Consider the following 24,404-nt stretch of genomic DNA (forward strand, 5'->3'; position numbering starts at 1 on the left):
GTGTACGGCCTCAGGCTGTTGCGTTCGGGAGTGTCAGCCCGCTGTCCCGTTCCCTGTTGCAGGGGGCGGGACATTTTTTGTGTCTCGGGCGCTGTCGGTCGGGGTGGCCGGGAGGGCATCGGGTGCGGAGGTGTGAGGATAGATGGCCTGCCCCTGCCAGCGGCCGGAACTGCGGTAGCCCAGGTCGTTGACCTGAAGCAGAAGTCGGGCGGGGGCTTGAATGTCGAGCGAGCGCAAGGTTTTGGTAAACTGCTCGCGGCGAGCCAGTACGTCGACCGTTTCGAGGGCTTCGCGGAAGGGAGCCGACTCGAACGAGAAGGCCATCACTCCCGGGGCCGAAAGGGTGTGCAGGAAAGTACCGTTGCGCAAAGGATAGTGGCGCACGGATATTTCGTCATGCGTTTGGCATACAGGTCGATAGTCGTTTGAGAGCAGACGGGGCAGCCGCCGGGCAAGACTCTTCTGCTCTTGTGGGGAGGTGCGGTACCACAGGGTCACATTGCCGTCGCGGGTGAACGAAAGTACGATGGTATCGACTTCGGGCAGGGCCGATGCCGTGCGAATCTCTTGCCACAGGCGCACCAGCGTGCGGGCGCGTTGCCAATAGGGCAGGGCGGCGGTCGAGTCGGGCGGCAGGGCCGGGGTGGTCTCGAGAATGGCCCGGCTCTCTCCGGCCGGGATGTAGTCGTAGGGCGAGGCTGTTTGGCAGGCTTGGGCGAGCCGGTAGTTTTGCCGCGCGATGTAGCCACCCGCGAACAAGATGCACAGGACGATGCACAGTATGCTGATATGTCTGGGATTCACCCTATTGGCCTGCATGATTGACAAATATAACGATAATATTCGAAAAATGAACGGTCGAGGGGGGAAAAGCATTTCGGGCAGGGCGGGTATAACGGTGTTGATAACTTATTCATTTATTCTTGCGAATTAGTCGGTCGAGCCAAAAATTTTCATTACATTTGTTCGTTAAAGAGATGGGGAACCGTTCGGCCTGACGGCGGTTCGCCTGCTCGGGCCTGCAGGGCGCTGTCCTTTTGCAGGGAAAACAGGCTAAGAAACAAATAAACAAAAAGATATATCTATGAAATTTATCGTATCCAGCACCTTGTTGCTATCACATTTGCAGACTATCAGCCGGGTAATTAACTCGAAAAACTCGATGGCTATCCTCGACAACTTCCTGTTCCGCCTCGAGGGCACGCGCCTCTCGATGACCGCATCGGACCAGGAGACCACCATGACTACGGCTATCGACGTGATGGAGGCCGAGGGCGAAGGCGTCTTTGCCGTGAATGCCAAAATCTTGCTCGAACCCCTCAAAGAGTTGCCCGACCAACCGCTGACTTTCGAAATCGACGACAATAATCTGGAAATTTTCCTCTATTTCCAGAATGGCCGTTACAACTTTATCGGCGTGAATGGCGACGAATATCCCACCAAGATGCCGATGGATACCTCGGCCGTAACCCTCTCGCTCGATGCGCAACAGCTGCTCGGCGGCATAGGCTGCACGCTGTTTGCCACGGCCGAAGACGAGTTGCGTCCCATTATGAACGGTATCTATCTCGACATCTTCGAAGACAGTATTTCGTTCGTGGCTTCCGATACTCACAAGCTGGTACGCTTCAAAAATCAGGCCGTGGCTCCCGGGGTGCGTGCCTCGTTTATCCTGCCCAAGAAACCGGCCAATCTGTTGAAGTCGATTCTGCCTAAGGAGAACGGCAACGTAGAGCTCTCGTTCGATTCGAAGAATGCCTGCTTCAAGCTCTCCGATTTCGTACTCAACTGCCGCCTTATCGAGGGGCACTATCCCAACTACAACTCGGTAATCCCTACCAACAATACCAACCGACTCATCATCGACCGCTCCCTGTTTGTGAATGTGCTGCGTCGTGTGTCGGTATTTGCCGATGCCGCTTTGGGTCTGGCCAAGCTGCAGCTGAAGAACGGCGAGCTGCTCGTGTCGACCGAAAACAAAGACTACTCCATCTCGGCCGAGGAGAAGGTGGCCTGCAACTACACGGGCGACGACCTCACCATCGGCTTCAAGGCGTCGTTCCTCATCGAGATACTCAACAATATCCCCTCTACCGAGGTGCTGGTCGAGCTCTCCGATCCCACCCGTGCCGGTATCATCGTACCGCTGGAGAACAAGGAGAACGAAGACCTGCTCATGCTGTTGATGCCCATGATGCTCAGCGATTTTTAATCAACCCAAGCTATTGAACAGTAAATCATGCAACTGAACTTAAAGAACCCGCTCGTCTTCTTCGACCTGGAGACGACGGGTACCAATATTACCACCGACCGCATTATTGAACTGGCCTATGTCAAGGTGTTCCCTAATGGCGAGGTGGAAGAGAAAGACATATTTGTCAACCCCGGCATGCCCATTCCGCCCGCTTCGACGGCGGTGCATCACATCACCGACGAGATGGTGGCCGACAAGCCTCTTTTCAAGGAGGTAGCCCGCAACATCGCCAAGGTGTTCGAGGGGGCCGATATTGCCGGGTTCAATTCCAACCGCTTCGATGTGCCTTTCCTTATCGAAGAGCTGCTGCGGGCCGGCGTCAATCTCGACATCTCGAAACGCAAGTTCGTCGACGTGCAGACCATCTACCACATCATGGAACCCCGCACCCTCAAGGCCGCCTACAAGTTCTATTGTGGCGCGCCGCTGGTCGATGCCCATTCGGCTCTGGCCGATACCCGGGCCACCTACGAGGTCTTCAAGGCGCAGCTCGACCGCTATACCGAGGCGGTGAAAGACGAGTATGAGGGAAAATACCTCACCAACGACATCGACTCGTGGGTATCGTTCTCGACCCAAAACCGCAACGTCGATTTCTCGGGCCGCATCATTCTCAACGAGCACGATGTGCCGGTATTCAATTTCGGCAAGTACAAGGGGCGTTCGGTCGAGGAGGTGTTCCAGCTCGAGCCCAGCTATTACAGTTGGATGATGCAGGGCGATTTCCCCCTGAATACCAAGAATGTGATTACCGAGATATACACCCGCGCACGCCGTCGCTTCTGACGGTGCCCGGGTCTCTCTCCAAAGATTCGAAACTATGTTGAAAGGCAAACATATCATACTGGGTATTACGGGCAGCATCGCTGCCTACAAAGCCGCCTATCTGCTGCGGTTGTTCATCAAGCAGGGCGCCGAGGTGCAGGTGGTGATGACCCCTGCGGGCAAAGAGTTTATTACGCCCGTCACCCTCTCGTCGTTGAGCGGGAAGCCTGTGGTGAGCGAATTTTTTACCGCCAATACCGGCGAGTGGCACAGCCACGTAGACCTGGGCCTGTGGGCCGATGCCATGATTGTAGCCCCCGCTACGGCCTCGACCATCGGCAAGATGGCCCACGGCATAGCCGACAACATGCTCGTGACCACCTACCTGTCGTGCAAGGCGCCGGTGTTTGTGGCCCCGGCCATGGACCTCGATATGTATGCCCATCCGTCGACCCGGCACAATCTCGAGCTGTTGCGCTCCTATGGCAACCACATCATCGAGCCGGCAACCGGCGAGCTGGCCAGCCACCTCACCGGCAAGGGCCGCATGGAAGAGCCCGAGCAGATTGTGGCCGTGCTCGACCGGTTCTTTGACCGCCCGCAGCCGCTGGCCGGAAAGCGGGTACTTGTGACGGCCGGGCCCACCTACGAAAAGATAGACCCGGTGCGATTCATCGGCAACTACTCGTCGGGCAAGATGGGTTTTGCCCTGGCCGAGGCCTGTGCCGAAGCCGGAGCCGAAGTGACTCTCGTGGCCGGGCCGGTGAGCCTGACGATCTCGCATGCGTCGATACATCGGGTCGATGTGGAGTCGGCTGCCGAGATGTACCGGGCCGCCGTCGATGCCTACGACCGGGCCGATGCCGCCATCATGTGTGCCGCTGTGGCCGACTACGCTCCCGAAACGGTGAGCGACGTGAAGCTGAAACGGAGCGGCGACGAGCGTGTGTTGCGCCTCAAACCCAACCCCGACATCGCTGCCGAGTTGGGTCGCCGCAAGCGCCCCGGGCAGTGCCTGGTAGGTTTTGCCCTCGAGACCAACGACGAGGAGAGCAACGCCCGCCTGAAGATGGAAAAGAAAAATCTCGACTTCATCGTGCTCAATTCGCTGCGCGACGCAGGCGCCGGATTTCGTTGCGACACCAACAAGGTGACCGTCATCGGGCGCGAGGGCGAGCCGGTCGAGATTCCCTGCAAGCTCAAGACCGAGGTGGCCGCCGATATTGTGGACATCCTGGCCCGCTATCTGACCGACAGCCATTGACGGGCTGCGGGTCGGAAACCATTTGCGTAACCCTGTTTCAAACGATGAGAATATGAAAAGAAATCTCTTGTATGTGCTGCTCCTCCTTTGTCCCTTCCTGTCGGTAGCCCAGGAACTGAACTGCCGTGTCGAGGTGAACAGCGACCAGATACAGGGCACGAACAAGGAGGTGTTTACCACCCTCAAGGAGGCCATTACCGAGTACATCAATGACCGTAAATGGTCTACGGCACAAATTTCGCCCGTCGAACGGATAGACTGCTCGATGCTCTTTACCGTCAAGGAGTATGCCGACAACCGCTTTGTGTGCGAGTTGCAGGTGCAGTCGCGCCGTCCGGTCTACAACAGCTCCTACACCACGACGCTGATCAACTTCAAGGATACGCAGGTCGAGTTCAATTATCAGGAGTACGAGCCGCTGGTCTTCTCCGAAACCAGTATCGAGAGCAACCTCACGGCCGTCATCAACTTCTATGTCTATATGATTCTCGGGGTCGACTTCGACAGCTTCTCGCCCATGGGCGGGACCCCCTTCTACGAATTGGCTCGCCAGGTGGTCAACCTGGGGCAATCGTCAATGGAGACCGGTTGGAAAGCCTTTGAGGACAACCGCAACCGACACGCGCTGCTGTCGGCCTTTGTCGAGCAGAGCACGGCCGGGTTCCGCCAGTTGTGGTACGACTATCACCGTGGCGGCCTCGACGAGATGGCTCTGAGTGTAGACAAGGGACGGGCCAAGATTACCGAGTCGCTGCAACAGTTGCAGAAGGTCTACGAGGCTTCGCCCATGTCGGTGGTGATTACCCTCTTCCGCGATGCCAAACTCGACGAACTGGTGAATGTCTATTCCAAAGCTCCCACTTCGGAGAAGGAGACCGTCTACGATATACTCACCGGTATGTATCCCACCGATAGAACCATTCTCGACAAGATTAAACAGACCGAATAAAGAGAGAAACGCAATTATGATAAAGAAACTGAGTGTCTCCAACTATACGCTCATCGACGAGCTCCACATCGACTTCTCGGCCGGTTTCTCGGTCATTACGGGTGAGACGGGAGCTGGCAAGTCGATTATTCTGGGGGCTCTGTCGCTGATACTCGGCCAGCGGGCCGACCTTAAGTCGTTGCGTCGTAGCGGCGAGAAGGCTGTGATCGAGGGGGTGTTCGACATCGCATCGTATCACCTGCGCGATTTCTTCGACGAGAACGAGCTCGACTACGACGAGGGCGAGTGCATCTTGCGCCGCGAGATTCTGCCCTCGGGCAAATCGCGAGCCTTCATCAACGATACGCCCGTGTCGTTGGCTCAACTGAAAACCTTGGGCGAACAGCTCATCGACATACATTCGCAGCACCAGAACATGCTGCTGGCCGACTCGCGGTTTCAACTGCGGGTGGTCGATACCATGGCCGGCGATGCCGCTCTGCTGGCCGACTACCGCGAGCACTACCGCCGGTGGCGCGAGCGGTTGCAGGCCTATACCCGCCTGCAGGAGGAGAATCGCTCGGGTCGCGAAGAGGAGGACTACCTGCGCTATCAGTTGGCCCAGCTCGATGAGGCCCATCTGCAGGAGGGTGAGCAGGAGGAGCTCGAGGCCGAGTTGCAGACGCTGCAGCATGCCGAGGAGATCAAGAACGAACTGGCCGTGCTGCAGGAGTTTCTGCACGCCGAGGAGACCGGCGTCGTGTCGCTGCTCAATGCCACCCTCTCGCGCATGCGGGCCCTCTCGCGCCTCTATCCCGAGGTGGACGAGTGGGCGGGGCGCCTCGAGTCGGACTACATCGACCTCAAGGATATTGCCTCGACTGTAGACCGTTCGCAAGAGAACCTCAACATGGACCCCGAGCGGCTGGCCTGGGTCGAGAACCGGCTCGACACCTACTATTCGCTGCAACAGAAGCATCGCCTCGCCAGTGCCGCCGAGCTGCTGGCCCTGCGCGACTCGTTTGCCGAGCGGCTCACCCGCATCGAAAACTACGACGAAGAGCTGGCTGCCCTCAAGCACGAGGTCGACGAGGCCGAGAGCCAGGTGCGCAACCTGGCCGAGCAGCTCACCCGGGTGCGCCGGCAGTCGGCCGCCAACATCTCGAGCACTCTCACCGAGCGGGTCAAACCGTTGGGTATGCCTCACCTGCAATTCGAGATAGAGGTCTCGCCCCGACCGCAGTTCGACGAGACGGGAGGCGACGCCATCCGGTTCCTCTTCTCGGCCAACAAGAACCAGCCCCTGCAACCCGTGTCGGAGGTTGCCTCGGGCGGTGAAATTTCGCGACTGATGCTCTCGCTCAAGGCGTTGGTTGCACACGCCATGGCCCTGCCTACCATCGTGTTCGACGAGGTAGATACCGGGGTCTCGGGCGAGATTGCCGACAAGATGGCCCGCATCATGCGCGAGATGTCCCGCTGCATGCAGGTCATCAGCATCACCCACCTGCCCCAGGTGGCTGCGTGGGGACAGACGCACTACCGCGTCTACAAGAGCGACACCGCCACCGCTACGGCCACCCATCTGGTGCGCCTTACCGATAGCGAGCGGGTCGAGGAGATTGCCCGCATGCTGAGCGGCTCGTCGCTCACGGCTGCGGCCCTCGACAACGCCCGCGAATTGTTGAACCGTAACGAACAGAACAATGGAAAAGAATGAAATGATATTTGGCATTCGGGCCGTTATCGAGGCCATCGAAGCCGGTAAGGAGATAGACAAGATTCTGATACGCAAAGATCTGCAGGGCGACCTGGCCAAGGAGCTTTTCGACCTGATCAAGGGGCGTGGCTTCCTGGTACAGCGGGTGCCGGTCGAGCGGCTCAACCGCATCACCCGCAAGAACCATCAGGGGGTGGTCGCCTTCATCTCGTCGATTGCCTACCAGCGGCTGGGCGACATTGTGCCCACCCTCTTCGAGGAGGGTAAGGTGCCCTTCATCGTGCTGCTCGACGGGGTGACCGATGTGCGCAACTTCGGTGCCATAGCCCGCACCTGCGAGTGTACCGGTGTCGACGCCATCGTGGTGCCCGAGCGGGGCAGCGTCAGTGTCAACGCCGATGCCGTGAAGACCTCGGCCGGTGCCCTGCTGCACATTCCCGTATGCCGCGAGCGGTCGATACACAGTGCCATCCGTTACCTCAAGGATAGCGGCATACAGGTCGTAGCCGCGTCGGAGAAGGCCGCCCTCAACTACACCCGGGCCGACTACACGCTGCCCGTGGCACTGGTCATGGGGGCCGAGGATACCGGTGTCGACCCCGACAACCTGCGCCTGTGCGACGAGATGGTAGCCATTCCCCAGGTGGGAAATATCGGGTCGCTCAACGTCTCGGTAGCAGCCGGGGTGATGATGTACGAAGTGGTGCGGCAGCGGATGTCCGAGGTTTAGGACCGATGCTCCCGGAATAAAAGACAGTATAGTAGATACCAGTAATTTTATACAAGATGCAACCGATTCGAGAAGAGATACGAGACTTGTTTTTGAAAAACTATCAGGTAGAGGAGAAGGATTTCGAACTGCTCTTTTCGAAATTCCGTCGGGTAGAGTATGCCAAGGGCGAAATCATTATCGGAGCCGACAGGTTGTCCGACGAGATTTTTCTGGTCGAGAGCGGTCTTACACGCGGTTACTTCTGGGATACCAAAGGCAACGAGGTCACCGAGTGTTTCGGGGTGAGCGGCGACCTGTTTGCCTCGATGTTCTGCTACTTCAAGGGCGAGCCGGCTTTTCTGCAATACGAGGCGGTGACCCAAATGGTGCTCTATTCTATCCGTAAAGACGATTTGGAGGAGCTCTGCCGGCAGAATCTGGCTATCTCGAACCTCTTCCGTACCATCTGCATCGAAGAACTTTATTGCCTGGAACGCAAATGCAAGATCTTCGGGAAAGACGACGCCCTCAGCCGGTACATCAGCCTGATAAAGGTGCGCCCGCAAATTGTCAAGGAGGTGCCTCTCAAGCATATAGCCTCTTATCTGGGCATCACCCAGCAATCGTTGAGCCGGTTGCACGCTTCGATTAAGAACCAGTAAACAATACACTTACACGAGTCTCGAGCCTCTATATTGCCCCCGACCGAGGGGGGATATGGCTGTCGGGGACAAATAGTATTTCCTGTTATTTTATATGGTGTGATAAATATCTTTTTATCATATGTTAATTGTTTTGTCGATAATTTTCTTTTATTTTATAAGAAATTATCGACATTTTATTAAAATATATAGGATTGAACTAAATTTTTGTGATTATGAGAAAGTTTTACATGTTTGCTGTGTTTTCCTTGATGGCAGGGCTGGCATTTGCCGCCGATGCTGATTCGGGGAAAAGGCTCGACCATGTATTTGTGTATGCGGGCAGCGAGGTGAGTTCGAAGATTATTTACATCTACAACAGCGACGGCTCTTTGCAGTCTATGGAGACCATGATGCTCAACAACGACGGTGTGCTGACCAACAACTCGCGCGAGGTGTATGGCTATGATGCCGAGGACCGCATGAACGACTATGAGAGCTATGTGTGGCACGCCTCGTCGATGTCGTGGCTGGGCAGTCCCAAAGAGGATGCCAAGAAGCACATGACCTTCGACGACCAGAACCGTATTGCCGAGGTCGACTATTACAAATGGGACAGTTCCATCGAGAAGTGGGGCGAGCACGTATACCTGCACGGGGTCTATACCTACGACGGCAACGTCGCTATCGAGGACCGGGAACGGTGGCTCAACGACAAGTTCTCTACCGCCGACCGCCGTCGCTACGAATACGACGACGCAGGCCGCCTCGTCACCTATGTGCGGTACAGCAACGGGGCCTTCAGTTTCGAGGTGGGCGACTATGTCTATACCCCTACCGACAGTGTGGTGTACAGCTACGACGACCACGGCAACATTACCGAGCAGTCCTCCTTCATGTACATCGATTCGTGGGTAGACGGCGAACGCCTGAAGTATGAATATACTTACGACGAGTATGGCAATATCGCCACCAAGACTTCGTATCGTTGGGACGACTGGACCGACGACTGGATGTCGGGGTCGACGCTCACCTACGAGAACCACTACCTGGCCGACACCGATACCTACGACCTGCCCTATACACGCGACTATGCACAGTCGGGGGCCATGCGGTCGACGGCAATGCCGACGGGTCGACCTGGCGTATCGAAAACGGGGCTTTGGTCTGCTCCTCGAGCACGGCCTCCGAAGCTCCCGATATTCTCTATCTGCCGCCGTTGAACATGGCTTCGGATACCGAGGTAAAGATTGTCTTCAACGCCCGCCTGGCCAACGACTGCGATTCGGCACAGATACAGATGATTCTGTGCAGCAACGACGAGGAGCTCACCCCGCTGGGTGCTGTCGGCAACATTCACACCATCGAGCCGGGCGAAGGCAGTGAAATCGAGGGATATATCATTGCCCCCCAAAACGGAGCCTTCCGCATAGGTATCTGCTTCAACAACAGCCTCGTGGGCTCGCAGGTGGCCATCGACACGCTCACGGTCTACAACTACCGGCCTTCCAATACCCCCATGGAGCCTTACGGCTTGAGTGCTATTGCCGCCAACGACCAGTCGCTGCAGGTACAAATCGACTTCTACGCTCCGGTCTATACCATCGGAGGCGATGTACTGGGTAGTGTCGACAAGATGGAGGTCTACCGTAACGGTTCGGCCGAACCGGTCTACACCTCCGAAGAGGTGGGTGCCTCGCTGGTAACCCGCTGGGTCGATACCCATGCGGTGAAGGGTGAGAATACCTACGAGATATATGCCTATGCCAACGGGCAGAAGAGCGACCCGGCTACCATCCTGGTAGTGGCCGGTTACGCCCGTCCGGCCGAGGTGCGTAACCTCTCGATTGTCGAGCAGGCCGACTACTCGTGTGTCATCTCCTGGGACAAACCCGAGGGTATCGATGGCGGCGAGATGTACGACTGCCCCATCTACTACACCGTTATCCGCAACAACGAAACCATTGTGGCCAATGCCGTCACCGGGACTTCGGTAGTCGACAATACCATACCGTGTGAGTACGGACAAACACCGGTATTCTATACGATTCTGTCGAGCAACCTCTCGGGCGAAGGTCGCCGCACCTACTCCGAACTCTACTTTATCGGAGCTCCCTATTCGGCACCCTATGCCGAATCGTTTGCCGGCGGTGCCATGAACACCATGTGGCTCTCCGATAAACTCGAAGGACTCGACAGCGGTTGGGGTATAGGCGAGCAGGCCTATTCGCCCGACGCCCAGCCGCAGGATGGCGATGGCGGTCTCGCTTCGTTCATGGCTACCAACGTGAACGTGGGTACCAAGACCCGCCTGACCAGTGCCAAGATCAACATCGGCAACCTGTCCGAGCCGGCTCTGGGATTCTATATCTATCAGACCACGGGCGAGAAGAGCAACGACAACCTCACCGTAGAGGTTTCGCGCAACAACGGTGAATTTGTGGCCGTAGCCGAGCCTGTCTGCGTATCGGGTAACGAAGCCGAAGGTTGGGCGAAGACAATCATTCCGCTCGATGCCTACCAGGGCGAGACGGCTTTGCGCCTCTCGTTCGTGGGCGAGGCTGTCGACGGAACGACCAATATCAATATCGACAATATCCAGGTACAGGAGCGCTCGGTGGTAGGTATTGCCGACAACAGAGTAGACAAGTATCGGGTATATGCCACAACCGAGGGTCAGATTGTCGTGAAGGCACAACCCGGTAGCGAATGCTCGATTGATGTCTATGGTATCGGTGGACAGAAAGTATATGCTACACAAGGGGACGAGGCTATTGTCGGCGCAGCCCCCGGCATCTATGTAGTCGATGTGGAGGGTGCACGTTACAAAGTGGTTGTGAAGTAACCGCGACAACGACGGGGAGGCAACCGCCTCTCCCGCCGGTTATGATGAAAGCCTGAAAAAAAAAGACGGGAGATTCGGTTTTTGACAACCGGGTCTCCCGTCTTCCTCTCTATAAACCTAAAACAATATTGCAAGATTACAGGTGGTGCTTGTGATGTTTTACCGCTTTGAGCCGATGCTTGTCGGGTTTGGCCGGGGCCTTCATCTGGTCGTCGAGCAATACGACCGTCGTATCGGTCTCGACCCACAGGTTTACCGTCTGGTTCGAACCGCTGTCGGGAACCAGTTTATACACCTTGGCCGCTTTGTTCTGCGGGGTGCCTCGCTGGAACAGCTTCTTACCCTTGCTCTTCATCTGCTGGCCGGCTTTGCCGTCGGCCGTCACATAGGTTTGGGTCATCTGGTACACCCCGTTTACCGTGTCGATTTGCTGGGTGATAATCACCATGTAGTCGATGCTGTCGCCTTGGCCCGACTCCGACGGTACCACGCCTTCGTAGGCAAAGATGTCCACCATACCGGTCGAGTCGGTACCCATCATCTCTACGGCTTCGCCTTCGTCGATCATTTGATTTTTGTTATTGTTCGATTGGCAGGCTATGAGTGCCGCCGCAGCAAGAACTGTAAAAACAATTTTTTTCATATCGTTGTATAATTGGTTTTCTCCTATAACATGCGTGGCGGCGAAAAGTTTACCGATTGGGAAAAAATTGTTGCAGAATGCGTTGTATCGATTCGACATGCCAGCGGGCTATCCGGTCGCGCCCCTCGGGCGAGAGCAGTATCCGGCAGTCGTGCTCGTTGTCCATGAATAGGCTTTCGGTGAGCAGGGCGGGGCAGAGGCTCTCGCGCAAGATGGCGAAGTTGGCCTCCTTGCACCCTCTGAAACGCAGGTCGGGGAAGACGAGGGGCCACACCTCGCCGAAGAGGCGGGCATACTGCCGGCTCTTGTCGGCACCCGGGTAGCTGTATACCTCGCCGCCGCTCCCGCCGCCGGCGTTGGCGTGGACCGAGACCAGCAGGCAGTCGCCCTGGCGGGCCCACTGGTTGGCACGTCGGCACCGCTCGGACAGGGCGATGTCGGTATCTTCGGGAACCAGGCGACGGCAGGCGATGCCCGCCTGGTCGAGCTGTTGAGCCATGCGCGAAACGATGTCGCGGTTGAACTCCCATTCGAGCAGTTGGCGCCCGTCGGGCCACACGGGCGATCGTTTGCCCGGCGTGTCGCAGCCGTGGCCGTTGTCGAGTAGTATCGTTATCATCTTTTCCGTTCTTTTTACGGCGTAAAATTAGGTCGGTTGTCAGCTCCGTTTGTGGCATGACGATACAGACTCCCAACAATTAGGTAGGGATGTGCGTTGGTTTCATCTAAAAAGGGGATTGTGCAGGTGGTACGAATGCTGTTTCTTTGTAGTGTCGAAACCGGCAACGATTTTGTGACTGTGAGAATATGACTATCTTTGTGTATTCATGAACGAAAAAAGAGAATAGAATGTATAAACTGGGTGCCTATAATCGAGACAATCGCATGAGCGATTTGGTGTGCGACAACTATCCCGTGCTGCTGGTGATGAGCCGCTTCGGCATCGCCCTGGGTTTCGGCGACAAAAGCATAGGGCAGGTGTGCGACGAGAACGGCGTGCATACCGATACCTTCCTGGCTGTGGTCAATCTGTTGCTCGACGAGGGCGACCCCGAGGAGTACAAGAGCGACATATCGGTGGGGGCCCTGCTGGGCTATCTGCACAACTCGCACGACTATTTCCTCAACTTCAGGCTGCCGGCCATCCGGCGCAATCTGCTGGGGGCCATCGACTGCGGGGCCAAGGACATAGCCATTGCCATACTCCGCTTTTTCGACGAGTATGTGGCCGAGGTGCAGAAGCACATGCGCTACGAAGAGCGCACGGTCTTTCCCTACGTGACGGCCCTGCTCAACGGCGTGCATCCCGGCGAGTACAGCATTGCCGTCTTTCGCAAGCGGCACGACCAGGTCGAGGCCAAGCTCACCGAGCTGAAAAATATACTCATCAAGTATTACCCGGCCACGAGCAGCAACGAGTTGAACAGTGTCTTGTTCGACATCTTTACCTGCGAGCAGGACCTGGCCTCGCACAACTATATAGAAGATTACCTGTTTGTCCCGGCCATTCAGGAGCTGGAAAACCAAATAGACGAAACGAGATGAAGCCTGTCGTAAAAGTGATTGTAGCCGAGCCCTCGTTGATTATCCGCAAGGGGTTGCTCTCGGTGCTGAAGAAGTTGACCACCATCAATATCGAGACGACCGAGGTGGCCGACGTGCAGCAGCTCACCGCCTCGCTGGCGTGGCGCAAGCCCGATGTGTTCATCGTCAATCCCGGGCTGGCGGGAGTGGTCTCGGTAGCGCAGATCAAGAAGGGTGCCGACGGACCGGCCCCGAAGTGTATCGCCCTGCAAAACTCGTTGGTCGATGCCTCGGTCCTGAAACTGTACGACGAGGTCATCTCGATTTACGACACGGCCGAGCAGATACGCGAGAAGTTCGACCGCCTGGTACACGCCGCTCCCGAGGAGACGGTGCGCCAGGAGCCCCTCACCGAGCGTGAGAAAGAGATTATCATCGGCGTGGTCAAGGGCATGACTAACAAGCAGATTGCCGAGCAGCTGTGCCTGTCGGCCCATACGGTCATCACCCATCGGCGCAACATTGCCGGCAAGTTGCAGATACACAGTCCGGCCGGGCTCACCATCTACGCCATAGTCAACAAGTTTGTCGATATCAACGACATAAAGGATTCCATTTATAACCGTGAGGAGTGATTACTTCGTTATATAAGTTATTTGATGTTGTTTTTGGGAAAATCCGCCTGCTCGTTCAGGCGGATTTTTTCATGCCCGGCAGAGTCGGAAGCCTCGTGAAAAAAGGTTATATCCGGCTCGAGTCTGCGCGCTTTGATGTATCTTTGCCGTATGGAAAAGGAAAGAGAAATTAAAGCCCTGTTTTTCGATATAGACGGCACGCTCGTCAGTTTCAATACCCACCGTATTCCCCGCTCGACCATCGAGGCCATCGAGGCGGCCAAGCAGAAGGGAATCAAGATTTTTATCGCCACGGGTCGCCCCTTGGTCTACATCAACAACCTGGCCGACATAGCCCATCTCGTCGATGGCTATGTGACCACCAACGGTGCCTGCATCGTCATCGACGGGCAGGTGGTGGCCTGCCATGCGATACCCGAAGCCGATGTGCGCACGATGATGCGCTTCTCCGACGAGCGTCATTTCCCCTGCATTCTAGTGGGCGAGACCGATGCCTTGCTCTACAACGCTACGCACGAGGTCGAGGAGTTTTTCCACCGTCTGCTCGACCTGCAACAGATTTCGAGCCCCGTATCGCTCGACGCCCTGTTGCAGCAGCGCATCACCCAGATGACCCCTATCATTACGGCCGATGTCGAGGCCGAGATTATGCCGCTGCTCCCCTCGTGCGAGTCGAGCCGGTGGTATCCCGCCTTTGCCGATGTGACCGCTCGCGGGGTCGATAAGGGCGAGGGGGTGAGGACCGTAGCCCGTCACTTCGGTTTCCCCGTCGAGGCCACCATGGCTTTCGGCGACGGGGGCAACGATACCCGCATGTTGCAGGTAGCCGGCATCGGGGTGGCCATGGGCAACGCCAACGAACCGCTGAAGGCTGTGGCCGACTATGTGACGACCTCGGTCGACGACGACGGGGTGAAGCGTGCTCTCGAGCATTGGCACGTGCTGTAACCGGCGCAGGCCGCTGTCTGGCATGTCTGTGAGGATACCGGGAAAAATAGAGATAGATTAGAGGCGAGGGCGGGGTCAGCTTTCGCCTTTTTTCCGTTTGAGAAATTCGGTAGGAATCTCGCCGAAATACTCCTTGTAACATTTCGTGAAGTACGAGGGCGAACTGAAGCCCACCTCGTAGGTAATCTCGGCCACCGTCTTCTCGGTCGAGGCCAGCAGCGAGGCCGCCCGTTTGAGGCGTGCGATGCGCATCAGTTCGTTGGGCGAGTAGCCATACAGCGCCTTGGTCTTGCGGTAGAGCTGCACGCGGCTCAGCCCAATCTGTTCGCCCAGCTCCTCGACGCTGAAGTTGGCATTCGACAGATTCTCGTCGATGATGCGGCGCAGCTTTTCGGCAAAGCCCTTGTCTACGTCGCTTACCGGAGTCTTTGCCGGGGAGAGAGGCGTATTGCCGTTCTCGGTAAAGATGTTTTGCAGGCGGTGCCGGTTCTCGATGAGGTTGTGCAGACGCACGGTGAGCAGCCGGGCACTGAAGGGCTTGGCAATGTACGAGTCGGCTCCGCACTCATAACCCTTGATTTTCTGCTCGTCCATGGCATAGGCGGTGAGCATCATCACGGGGATGTGCGAGGTTTGCAGCTCCGACTTCAGCCGGCGGCAACACTCCAGCCCATCCATCACGGGCATCATCACGTCGCAGATGATGGCGTCGGGCACGTACTTCATGGCCAGGCGTATGCCCTCCTGGCCGTTGGCCGCCTCGATAACCTGATATTGGTCTTGCAGTATGGTCCGCACATAGTCGCGTATGTCCTGATTGTCGTCGATAACGAGCACACTCGGTTTGTCGTCGGGCGTCGTCTCGCGCGGCTGGGCCTGCAACGTCTCCTGGTCGGCAGCCAGTACGGCCCCCTCTTTCAGGTTGGTAAGCACGGCACTGCGGGTAGTGTCGGGGTCGAGAGCTCCCGACTGCCGGGCCGGCATCTCTATGGTGAAGCAGGTACCTTGCCCCTCGGTCGTCTCCACGCGTATGGTGCCGTGGTGCATTTCGACAAAGGCCTTGACCAGAGCCAGCCCGATACCCGAGCCGGCATGGTGGACGTCTATCTGGTAGAAGCTGTCGAAGATGTGCTGCACATGCTCGGCCGGCATGCCCACGCCGGTATCGGCGACTTGCAGCCGCAGGTAGGGCTCGCCCTCGTGGTCGTATCGGGCGAGGGTGATGCGAATCGAGCCATTGTCGGGTGTGAACTTGAAGGCGTTGGAGAGCAGGTTGTAGACGATGCGCTCCAGTTTCTCGGCATCGGCCGTGACGGTAAAGTCGGTATCTTCTTCGGCTTGGATGTCGAAGTGGATGTGCTTGCGGTAGGAGAGGGTGCGGAAGGCGTCGCTCCACTCGGCAAGCGAGTTGCGCAGGTCGAACTGGCTCAGGCGCAATTGCAGTTTGCCATCCTCGAATTTACGGAAGTCGAGCACCTGGTTGACGAGCCGCAACAGCACCGTCACGTTTTTGTGGATGATGTTGAGCAGAAAGCGCTCGTGCTTGTCGAGGTGCTGGCTCTGGCCGAGCTGGTCTACCGGGTCGGCAATGAGTGTGAGCGGTGTGCGGAAGTCGTGCGACACGTTGGTGAAGAAAGCCAGTTTGGCATGGGTGGCATCTTCGAGCTGGCGCGAGAGGGTGATGAGCTGGTCGCGCTGTTCCTCGAGTTGCCGTTTCTGGTCCGACAGTTCGGTATTGAGCCGGTTTTTGGTCCAGAAGGCCCGCACGACAATCACGAGCAGGATACCCACCAGCACCAGAATCACGATACAGGCATAGAGGAACATGCGTTGGGCCGAGTAGCGCATCAGGAAGGCGTCGAGCTGACTGTTGAGCCGCTCGATTTTCTCGTCGAGGGTGCTGATGTGTGCATTCTGCATCTGCATGATGCGGGCATTCTGATGGTTGACCAGTGCCGTCGAGAGTAGCGTTTCGCGCGGGAAGTCGCGCCCTTCGAGTATATCCATGGCTACCTGCACCACCCGGTCGCCCCCCGTGGGGTAGATAAAGGTGGCATCGAGTATGCTGTCGGCAACCAGTCCCACGCCCATCTCTTTACCCGACAGGGCATCGACTCCCACAAAGAGCATGTGGCCGGCACGGCCCTCGCGCACGGCTGCCTCGTGAGCTCCGGCGGCCATGCGGTCGTTGTGGGCAAAGACGAGATCGATGTGGGGTTGCCGGGCCAGAATGGAGTCGAAAGCCTCTTCGGCCGACTGCTGGAACCAACCGGCATCGGCTGTGGCTACGATGTGGATACCGGGATGATGCGAGAGGGCATCGACCAATCCCTGGTGGCGGTCACGGGCCGGGGTAGAGCCCTTCAATCCTGTGAGTTCTACCATGTTGCCCTGCCCGTGCAAGCGGCTGGCAATGTAGGTACCTATCTGGTAGCCCATGTCGTAGTTGTCGGCTCCGATATAGGCGGTATAGTGGTCCGAGTCGGTTTTGCGGTCGACCAGTACGACGGGTATTCCCTGGCTGTAAGCCTTCTCCACGATGGGGGCAATGGCTTCGGCCTCGTTGGGAGCCACCACGATGAGGTCGGCCCCCTCGTCGATAAAGTATTCGATGTCGGCAATTTGGCGTTGGTTATCGTCGTTGGCCGACCGAATCTCCACATCCAATCCGGGATAGAAGAGCGCTTCGCGGCGGATTTCCTTGTTCATCTGGGTGCGCCACTCGTCGTCGCTGCATTGCGATACCCCTATGAGAAAACGGTTTTTCTCCTGGGTACAGGCGGTAAGCAACAGCACGAGAGTGCACGAGGCGAGGAGCAAAAGAAAAGGTAGGCGTCTCATAGCTTCTCATTTTGAGGATTAAGATAGGCAAAGATAAAAAATTTAATGAGAAGAGCACGCCTGCCAAGTGAAAGAATTGCGGTACAGCCCCTTTGTCGAGCTGCCTTCGGGGTTGCCCCGGCCGGGTTTCAGCTGTTGCGCGAGTGGCGTAGGGTAGCCTGTTAAATACTGGATATGAGAAAAAAACGGTTATACGACGAGGACGACCGCCCCGGTTCGTATCGGGAGGATCTCCCTCGTCAAAATAAAAGGAAAAAGTAGTATTAAGCCAACCGACTGGTGAGGCTCTCGGGCAGCACGGGCATGGCTCCTTGCTGCGTGCACACGTAGGCCGAGGTGTCGACGGCCAGCTGGTGGGCCTCACGTACCGAACGGCCGCGGATGATGGCGGCGGTAAAGGCGGCGGTGAACGAGTCGCCCGCACCTACGGTGTCGGCCACCTGTACGGTGGGAGTCTCTACAAACGACACATGACCCGGGGTAAAGACATAGCTGCCGTTTACGCCGCAGGTGAGGATGAGCATCTTCAGGTTATACTTGGCCAGCAGAATCCAGCACTTGTCTTGCAGGTCGATGCCGGGGTAGCCAAACAGACGGCTTACCGTTACCAGCTCCTCGTCGTTTATCTTCAGCACGTTGCAGCGGCTGAACGAGTCGCACAGAATCTCTTTGGTATAGAAGCTCTGGCGCAGGTTGATGTCGAAGATTTTCAACGTCTCAGGTGTATCGGGCATGGTGGCGAGGAATCGGGCTATGGTCTCGCGCGAAACGATGCTGCGCTGTGCCAGCGACCCGAAGCAGATGGCCTGTGTCTGGCGAGCCAGTTGGTCCAGTTCTTCGGTATAGGGTATGTTGTCCCAGGCTACTCCCTCTTTGATGTCGTAGCAAGGCACACCCTCGTTGTCGAGTGTAACCTGTACGGTGCCGGTGGGGTAGGGTACCGTTTCGATAATCCCTTGCAGCCGTTTCTCGCGGAAGTTGTCGAGTATTTCGGTGCCCAGCTTGTCTTGGCCTACGGCACTTACTACCCGGCTGTTCAAGCCGAATTGCGATACGTGATAGGCAAAGTTTGCAGGAGCTCCACCCAGTTTCTTTCCTTCGGGCAGCACGTCCCACAGTGCTTCGCCCATTCCTACGATGATATGGTCGTTATTGTTCATGGCGTTATAATTAGTGTTTGAATTTAATAAGTCGATAAGTTATTTTTTCAGTTTGATGGTGTATACAATCAGGTAGAGAACCCCTACGGTCATCACGGCTATGGCACCGGCCTGACCCACGGCGTCGCTGGCCACACCCATCAGCAGCGGGAATATGGTGCCGCCGAAGAGGCCCATGATCATCAGTCCCGAAGCCTCGTTCTTTTTGTCGGGAACGGCGGTAAGAGCCTGGGCAAAGATGATGGAGAAGACGTTGGAGTTGCCGAAGCCGATGAGGGCGATGCAGGCGTAGATGACGGGGAGCGACTCGGTAGAGAGCAGCCCGATCATGGCTACCAGCATGCAGGCCACACTGATGGCCAGGAATTTACGGCCCGAAAGGTGACGCAGGATAAAGGTTCCCAGCAGACACCCGGCCGTACGGAAGATAAAGTAGAGGCTGGTGGCAAAGCCGGCCTCCTCGAGGGTGATGCCCACCCGCTCGATCAGCAGCTTGGGAGCCGTGGTGTTGGTACCTACGTCGATGCCTACGTGGCACATGATACCCAGAAAACAGAGCAGGATGAAGGGCTTGCCCAGCAGGCGCAGGCATTCGCGGAATCCCGAAGCCTTGTCGGGTTTCTCTTCATCGATGGGGGTCGACGAGAGCCACAGGATGGCGATGATGGCAATGACCATGTAGATGGGGAAGAGCACGCGCCACCCCAACCCGAAGGTAGGCATGGCCTGCGTGGCACCCCACATGGCGATATAGGGGGCCAGGAACGAGGCGATGGCCTTGACAAACTGCCCGAAGGTGAGCGAACTGGCCAGACGGTCGCCCGAGATGATGTTGCTCAGCAGCGGGTTGAGCGAGGTCTGCATCAAGGCATTGCCGATGCCCAGCAGCGAGAAGGAGCAGAGCATGAGCCCGTAGCCGTCGCCAAAGAGGGGCAACAGCAGCGAGACGGCGGTCACCACGAGGCTCAGCAACACGGTGCGTTTCCGCCCGATGCGGTTCATCAATACGCCCGTGGGTACCGAGAAGATGAGGAACCAGAAGAAGACGAGCGACGGGAAGATATTGGCCTGCGAATCGGTGAGGCCCAGGTCGGCCTTCACATAGTTCGAGGCGATACCTACCAGGTCGACGAAACCCATGGCAAAGAAGCAGAGCATGACGGGGATAAGTCGGCCGTATTTTATTTGTTGTTTAGCTGTCATAATCGTTATATAGAGTAATTGTTGTTTCGTTTTCTGAAGAGAGGGAGAGAGAAGGGCCGCCACACAGAGCGGTCACCTCTCTCGTCCCCTCTTGCTTCTATCAATCTATCGCGGTAATTTCTATTACATGGCTTCGCATGGGGGTGAAACCCAGCACGTCGAGGCCTACCTTCATCAGATAGTCGCCCGAGAGCTCTTTGCCGTTGGCCGGCAGGGTAGACTCTACACCGGGCATGAGGTTTATCTCTTCGACCTTGTAGCGCTTGTGCGGGTCGAGGCCCTGCAGCTTCACGGTGAGCAGCTTCTCCTGGTAGCGCGGGTAGAGGTCATAGGCAAAGAGCACCGCCTTGCGGCTGTCGGCCCCGACATAGTTCACGGCCATGTGGTTGCTCTCGTAGGGCGAAACCAGGCGATACTGACTGCCGTCGAGAATAACCGGTTGCAACCGTTTCCAGTTGGCCACAGCCTCCTGGCAGTAGAGCAGTTCGTCGGCACTCAACTCCTTCAACCCCAGGTCGAAACCCAACTTGCACATCGACGCCACATCGGTGCGGAACTTGATCGACGCCTCTTTGTTCCAGCTCGTCACGTGGGCACACATGGCCTTGGCCGGGAAGAAGTGCGAGAAGCCCCACTGTATATAAACACGTTCCACGGGGTCGGTGTTGTCGCTGCACCAAAATTCGGTAAAGTATTTCAACGCCTCGTAGTCGCAGCGGGCACCGCCGCCCGAGCAGAGCATCATGGCCACCTGCGGGTAGTTGTCGTGCACCCGTTGCATCACCCGGTATATGCCCCGCACATGGTCGATGTAGAGTTGTCCCTGGTCGGCCTTGAGGTAGGGCGAGTAGATGTTGGTGATGGGGCTGTTGCAGTCCCACTTGAAGTAGGCGATGTCGGGGTTCTCCTTCAGCAGCTTGTCTATGATGCCGTATACATACTCCTGCACGGCGGGGTTGCTCAGGTCGAGCACCAGCTGGTTGCGGTAGTAGTAGGTGTCGCGGTTGGGGTAGTGGATGGCCCACTCGGGGTGACGCTCGAAGAGCTCGCTCTTGGGGTTCACCATCTCGGGCTCGATCCACAGGCCGAATTTCACACCCGCCTCGCGGGCTGCCTTTGTGAGGGCGGGGATACCGCCGGGCAGTTTGTCGTGAGTCACCTCCCAGTCGCCCAGTCCGGCGCGGTCGTTCTCGCGGGGATATTTGTTGCCGAACCACCCGTCGTCGAGCAGGAACATGTCCACGCCCAGCTCTTTGGCCTCGCGCATCAGTTCGGCCAGCATCTCCTGGTCGAAGTCGAAGGCCGTGTTTTCCCAGTTGTTGAGCAGTGTGAGGCGCGGCCCCTTGCCCTCTTTCAACTGGTAGTTGCGGGCCCAGGCCTGCAGGTCGCGGCTGCCTTGCCCCATGCCCTCGGTGCTGAGGGTGAAGATGAACTCGGGCGTCGTGAAGGTCTCGTTGCGCTTGAGCTTATAGGCCGAGGCGTAAGGGTTGATGCCGGGAATCACGCGCAGGTTGCCCACGTTGTCCACCTCGAAGGTGAAGCGGAAGTTTCCCGTCCAGGCCAGCGTACCCATGAGCACCTCGCCTTGACGCTCCTGTGCAGGCTGGTCGAGCCCGACGACAAAGAAGGGGTGGGTGTGCATGGCGGCCCGGCTGCCCAGCTTGGTGTCGAGCACCTTCTTGCCGAATTGCAGGGGCTGGCAGCTCATCTGCGCCTCTTTGGCCCAATCGCCGCTGAACTCGGTTAGGTAGTAGGCCGGTCGGCTGAAGTAGAGCATGGTCGAGGCATAGGTCGAGAGCACGATGGGATTCTTCTCCCCATGACGTATGTCGCTCCAGGTCTTGATGACATTCTCGCGGGGGTAAGCCACATAGTGCAGGGTCACTTCTACGGGATACTTGTCGTCGCGCAGCACGATGTCGGTCTGCACGCCCCCCTCGACCGCATGGGTCGAGGAAGAGACGTAGTAGAGCCACGTCGAGGGATTGCCGTCGTTGTGGGTGATGGCCAGGGCCGGTTCGAAGAAATCTTCGTTACCCGAGCCGCTGCATACCTCCCATCCGCGGCGGCATACACTGCCGTCCGATGCTGCGTGCACGCTCCACCCCAGCTCCTTCAGGTCGGCCTCGTTGAGCAGCTTTTCGCCGAAGTAGCTCTGGTAGAGGCGCCCGTTCTCGGCTACTTGCAGCACGAGGTCGGTGCGGTCGGTCGAGATGCGTATCTGTTTCATATCACTGGCATTCAGTGTCGTTATGGCAAGTAGCGAAACTGCTGCTAAAACCAGATTGTGTTTCATGGAATACGAGTGATAGGAATTACAGACTCAGTTGGTATATATTCAAATTTTTGATTTGGGCTTCACCATCCTTGGAATAGAAACGCAGTGCACTGTAAGGAGCCGTGGGGAACACGAGGTTGGTCATGGCAATGCGGCCACCGTCTACGAAAATCTCGATCGAGCATTTGTCTACGAATACATCGAGGTGGTAAGTCTTGCCGTTGCACAGCGAGAGGGGTGCCCAGGTACCCAGCGCAAAGTCGTTCACGTAGTTTACCGACAGTTTCTTGCGGTGGTCGTCGGTCTCCTTGGCGTGTACGGTCACTTCGCCGTAGCGGCTCAGGTCGGTGATACCGCTTTGTGTACGGTCCATGACGATGCGGCCGCCCTTCAGGTCGAGGTAGATGTCTACCTTTTCGCCCTTGTCGTTGAGGAGAGCGAAGCCTACGGTGTCGGCGTTATTCGGCGTGATGTCCATCTCCAGTTCGCAGGCACCTTCGGGTCCGGTCTTCATCGGGTTTACGGTATACTCGTCCTTCAGGTCGATGTCGGCGATGGTCGTGGTACCTTTGCGCAAGCCTTGGGTCTCTTTCACGGCATTGGCAGCCATGTAGATTTCGCCGTCCTTGGTATAGAGCGAGAGCTCACGGGGCAGGGCGTTGGCGCTGCGGTACTGGAGGTTGGGGGTAGCGTTGGCATATTGCCAGTTGCTCATCCAGGGCACGGCAATGGTGCGGTCGCCCGTGTTGGAGAAACATACGGTAGCATAGTGGTCTTTACCGAAGTCGAGCCATTTGGTCACGCTCTTGTCGTTGTCGCATTTGAACTCTTTGCCGTCAAACTCGCCTACGAAATATTCGGTAGCGCTACCGCCGAAGGGGCAACCCGGGTTGATGTTGACAATCATCACCCATTTCATGTGGTTCTTGTCGCCGTCGACAGGCAGTTGGATGAAGTCGGGGCATTCGAACTGGTTGGGCTGTACGCCGTAGCCTTCGCCAAACTGGCTCAGGTATTCCCAGTGTTTCAGGTCGGTCGAGTTGTAGAAGCGCATGTTCTTGTCGGCCGATACAATCATGTACCATTTCTGAGCCGGTTCGTACCAGAATACTTTCGGGTCGCGGAAGTCTTTCAGTCCGTCGAACGGCGTGAGGATGGGGTTACCCTCGTATTTGGTGTAGGTGCGGCCGTTGTCGGTGCTGTAAGCCATGCACTGAATCTGACCGTACTTGTCGCTGGCCGAGGTATAGAAGGCAATCAGGGCATCTTTGCCATAGCCGGCGCTGTTGAAGTGGTCGACTACCGAGCTGCCCGAGAAGATGTGACCCAGCGTATCGCGGGCGATAGCCGGTGCCAGGTGTTCCCAGTGGATGAGGTCTTTGCTCACCGAGTGGCCCCAGTGCATGTTGCCCCATTTGGAACCATAGGGGTTGTATTGGAAATAGAGATGATACTCACCGTCTTTGTATACCAGACCGTTGGCATCGTTCATCCAGCCATAGAGCGGGGTGTGGTGATAGACGGGGCGGTAGTAGTCGGTGTTGGTCGTGTCGAACGTGTCGGCCAGACGCAGGCTGTCCCAGCACATGGCGTTGGCGGCAACCTGTCCTATAGTTACGGTAGCCTCTTTGGTTCCCTCGGGCAAGGCGAAAGGCACATAGTAGTCTACGCTGTCTACGGCCAGACGGATGTCCATGGTTACATCGGCAGGACTGCCGGTGTCGAGTTTCACTTTACCTTCGGGACGAGACTCCTGGATGGGGAGAATCAGGTATTTCGAGGGATTGGTGATGTGAACGATGGTGAGCGTATCGCCCTGGTGTTCGAGACTGATACTGCCTTTTTGCGGTTGGCAAGCTGCGAGAGCGGCCACTGCGGCTGCTGTTGCCAGCACTTTTGTCGAATGTCTGAAATCTATTTTCATGGTCGTTTTTATTTATTGAATGTTTGAAAAATCGTACTTGTAAATAATAACCTAAAACAATTTTTTTACCTCTCCCTATTTTTTCAGAGCCCGAGCAGAGTGGGCTCGCCTTGTTCCGG

20 protein-coding genes are annotated in these 24,404 nt (G+C 57.0%); 12 read left to right on the top strand and 8 right to left on the bottom strand.

What is annotated here, in order from left to right; all coding sequences use genetic code 11:
* Positions 1 to 33 precede the first annotated feature (33 nt).
* A complete protein-coding gene (locus ABGT88_RS05435) occupies positions 34 to 804 on the bottom strand; it encodes a hypothetical protein (RefSeq protein ID WP_346700850.1) in 771 nt (256 codons plus the stop codon).
* Positions 805 to 1,084: 280 nt separating this feature from the next.
* Here ABGT88_RS05435 and dnaN point away from each other — a divergent pair, with 280 nt between their 5' ends.
* The 9 genes from dnaN to ABGT88_RS05480 all read left to right on the top strand — a co-directional run bounded on the left by dnaN (position 1,085) and on the right by ABGT88_RS05480 (position 11,129).
* A complete protein-coding gene (gene dnaN / locus ABGT88_RS05440; RefSeq protein ID WP_087409463.1) occupies positions 1,085 to 2,212 on the top strand; it encodes a DNA polymerase III subunit beta in 1,128 nt (375 codons plus the stop codon).
* 27 nt (positions 2,213 to 2,239) lie between these two features.
* Positions 2,240 to 3,040 carry a 3'-5' exonuclease gene (locus ABGT88_RS05445; RefSeq protein ID WP_087409462.1) on the top strand — a complete coding sequence of 267 codons (801 nt, stop codon included), beginning with the start codon at positions 2,240 to 2,242 and terminating at the stop codon, positions 3,038 to 3,040.
* Positions 3,041 to 3,074: 34 nt separating this feature from the next.
* Positions 3,075 to 4,283, top strand: a complete 1,209-nt coding sequence (coaBC, locus tag ABGT88_RS05450) for a bifunctional phosphopantothenoylcysteine decarboxylase/phosphopantothenate--cysteine ligase CoaBC (RefSeq protein WP_346700852.1) — start codon at positions 3,075 to 3,077, stop codon at positions 4,281 to 4,283.
* 52 nt (positions 4,284 to 4,335) lie between these two features.
* The gene (locus tag ABGT88_RS05455) at positions 4,336 to 5,232 is read left to right on the top strand and encodes a DUF4835 family protein (RefSeq protein ID WP_087409460.1); all 897 of its coding nucleotides are present in this window, start codon (positions 4,336 to 4,338) and stop codon (positions 5,230 to 5,232) included.
* Positions 5,233 to 5,248: 16 nt separating this feature from the next.
* Positions 5,249 to 6,931, top strand: a complete 1,683-nt coding sequence (gene recN, locus ABGT88_RS05460; RefSeq protein WP_346700854.1) for a DNA repair protein RecN — start codon at positions 5,249 to 5,251, stop codon at positions 6,929 to 6,931.
* Entirely contained in the window at positions 6,918 to 7,661 is a 744-nt protein-coding gene (gene rlmB, locus ABGT88_RS05465; RefSeq protein ID WP_346700856.1) for a 23S rRNA (guanosine(2251)-2'-O)-methyltransferase RlmB, read from the top strand. Before recN ends, rlmB begins: the two co-directional genes overlap by 14 nt.
* A gap of 56 nt (positions 7,662 to 7,717) precedes the next feature.
* Positions 7,718 to 8,305: a Crp/Fnr family transcriptional regulator gene (locus ABGT88_RS05470; protein WP_346700858.1), complete on the top strand. Its 588-nt coding sequence runs from the start codon at positions 7,718 to 7,720 to the stop codon at positions 8,303 to 8,305.
* 215 nt (positions 8,306 to 8,520) lie between these two features.
* A complete protein-coding gene (locus tag ABGT88_RS05475) occupies positions 8,521 to 9,507 on the top strand; it encodes a hypothetical protein (RefSeq protein WP_346700860.1) in 987 nt (328 codons plus the stop codon).
* Positions 9,447 to 11,129 (top strand): hypothetical protein, encoded by a 1,683-nt coding sequence (locus ABGT88_RS05480; RefSeq protein ID WP_346700862.1) that lies wholly within the window; start codon positions 9,447 to 9,449, stop codon positions 11,127 to 11,129. Before ABGT88_RS05475 ends, ABGT88_RS05480 begins: the two co-directional genes overlap by 61 nt.
* 136 nt (positions 11,130 to 11,265) lie before the next feature.
* On the opposite strand, the gene ABGT88_RS05485 is transcribed toward ABGT88_RS05480, so the two are convergent.
* Together ABGT88_RS05485 and ABGT88_RS05490 are read right to left on the bottom strand one after the other, a co-directional pair.
* Positions 11,266 to 11,772: a copper resistance protein NlpE gene (locus ABGT88_RS05485; RefSeq protein ID WP_258327920.1), complete on the bottom strand. Its 507-nt coding sequence runs from the start codon at positions 11,770 to 11,772 to the stop codon at positions 11,266 to 11,268.
* Between the two features lie 49 nt (positions 11,773 to 11,821).
* Entirely contained in the window at positions 11,822 to 12,391 is a 570-nt protein-coding gene (locus tag ABGT88_RS05490; RefSeq protein WP_346700864.1) for an N-acetylmuramoyl-L-alanine amidase, read from the bottom strand.
* Between the two features lie 230 nt (positions 12,392 to 12,621).
* On the opposite strand from ABGT88_RS05490, the gene ABGT88_RS05495 reads away from it, so the two are divergent.
* The 3 genes from ABGT88_RS05495 to ABGT88_RS05505 all read left to right on the top strand — a co-directional run bounded on the left by ABGT88_RS05495 (position 12,622) and on the right by ABGT88_RS05505 (position 14,879).
* Complete coding sequence (locus ABGT88_RS05495; RefSeq protein ID WP_087409453.1) at positions 12,622 to 13,317, top strand: hemerythrin domain-containing protein; 696 nt, start codon at positions 12,622 to 12,624, stop codon at positions 13,315 to 13,317.
* Entirely contained in the window at positions 13,314 to 13,931 is a 618-nt protein-coding gene (locus ABGT88_RS05500) for a response regulator transcription factor (protein WP_087409452.1), read from the top strand. The genes ABGT88_RS05495 and ABGT88_RS05500 overlap by 4 nt, the downstream gene beginning before the upstream one ends.
* 150 nt (positions 13,932 to 14,081) lie before the next feature.
* Positions 14,082 to 14,879, top strand: a complete 798-nt coding sequence (locus tag ABGT88_RS05505) for a Cof-type HAD-IIB family hydrolase (protein ID WP_346700867.1) — start codon at positions 14,082 to 14,084, stop codon at positions 14,877 to 14,879.
* A 75-nt stretch (positions 14,880 to 14,954) separates the two neighbouring features.
* On the opposite strand, the gene ABGT88_RS05510 is transcribed toward ABGT88_RS05505, so the two are convergent.
* From ABGT88_RS05510 to ABGT88_RS05530, 5 genes are all read right to left on the bottom strand, one after another.
* Positions 14,955 to 17,720 (bottom strand): substrate-binding domain-containing protein, encoded by a 2,766-nt coding sequence (locus ABGT88_RS05510; RefSeq protein ID WP_346700869.1) that lies wholly within the window; start codon positions 17,718 to 17,720, stop codon positions 14,955 to 14,957.
* A 263-nt stretch (positions 17,721 to 17,983) separates the two neighbouring features.
* Positions 17,984 to 18,880: a carbohydrate kinase gene (locus tag ABGT88_RS05515; protein ID WP_087409450.1), complete on the bottom strand. Its 897-nt coding sequence runs from the start codon at positions 18,878 to 18,880 to the stop codon at positions 17,984 to 17,986.
* Positions 18,881 to 18,919: 39 nt separating this feature from the next.
* Positions 18,920 to 20,083, bottom strand: coding sequence for an MFS transporter (locus ABGT88_RS05520; protein ID WP_087409449.1), 1,164 nt, complete (start codon positions 20,081 to 20,083; stop codon positions 18,920 to 18,922).
* A 100-nt stretch (positions 20,084 to 20,183) separates the two neighbouring features.
* Complete coding sequence (locus ABGT88_RS05525; protein WP_346700872.1) at positions 20,184 to 22,379, bottom strand: alpha-galactosidase; 2,196 nt, start codon at positions 22,377 to 22,379, stop codon at positions 20,184 to 20,186.
* A 19-nt stretch (positions 22,380 to 22,398) separates the two neighbouring features.
* Positions 22,399 to 24,285 carry a DUF4980 domain-containing protein gene (locus ABGT88_RS05530; protein WP_087409447.1) on the bottom strand — a complete coding sequence of 629 codons (1,887 nt, stop codon included), beginning with the start codon at positions 24,283 to 24,285 and terminating at the stop codon, positions 22,399 to 22,401.
* Positions 24,286 to 24,404 lie beyond the last annotated feature (119 nt).

Source organism: Barnesiella sp. An22 (assembly GCF_963931395.1).
Lineage (GTDB): Bacteria > Bacteroidota > Bacteroidia > Bacteroidales > Barnesiellaceae > Barnesiella > Barnesiella merdigallinarum.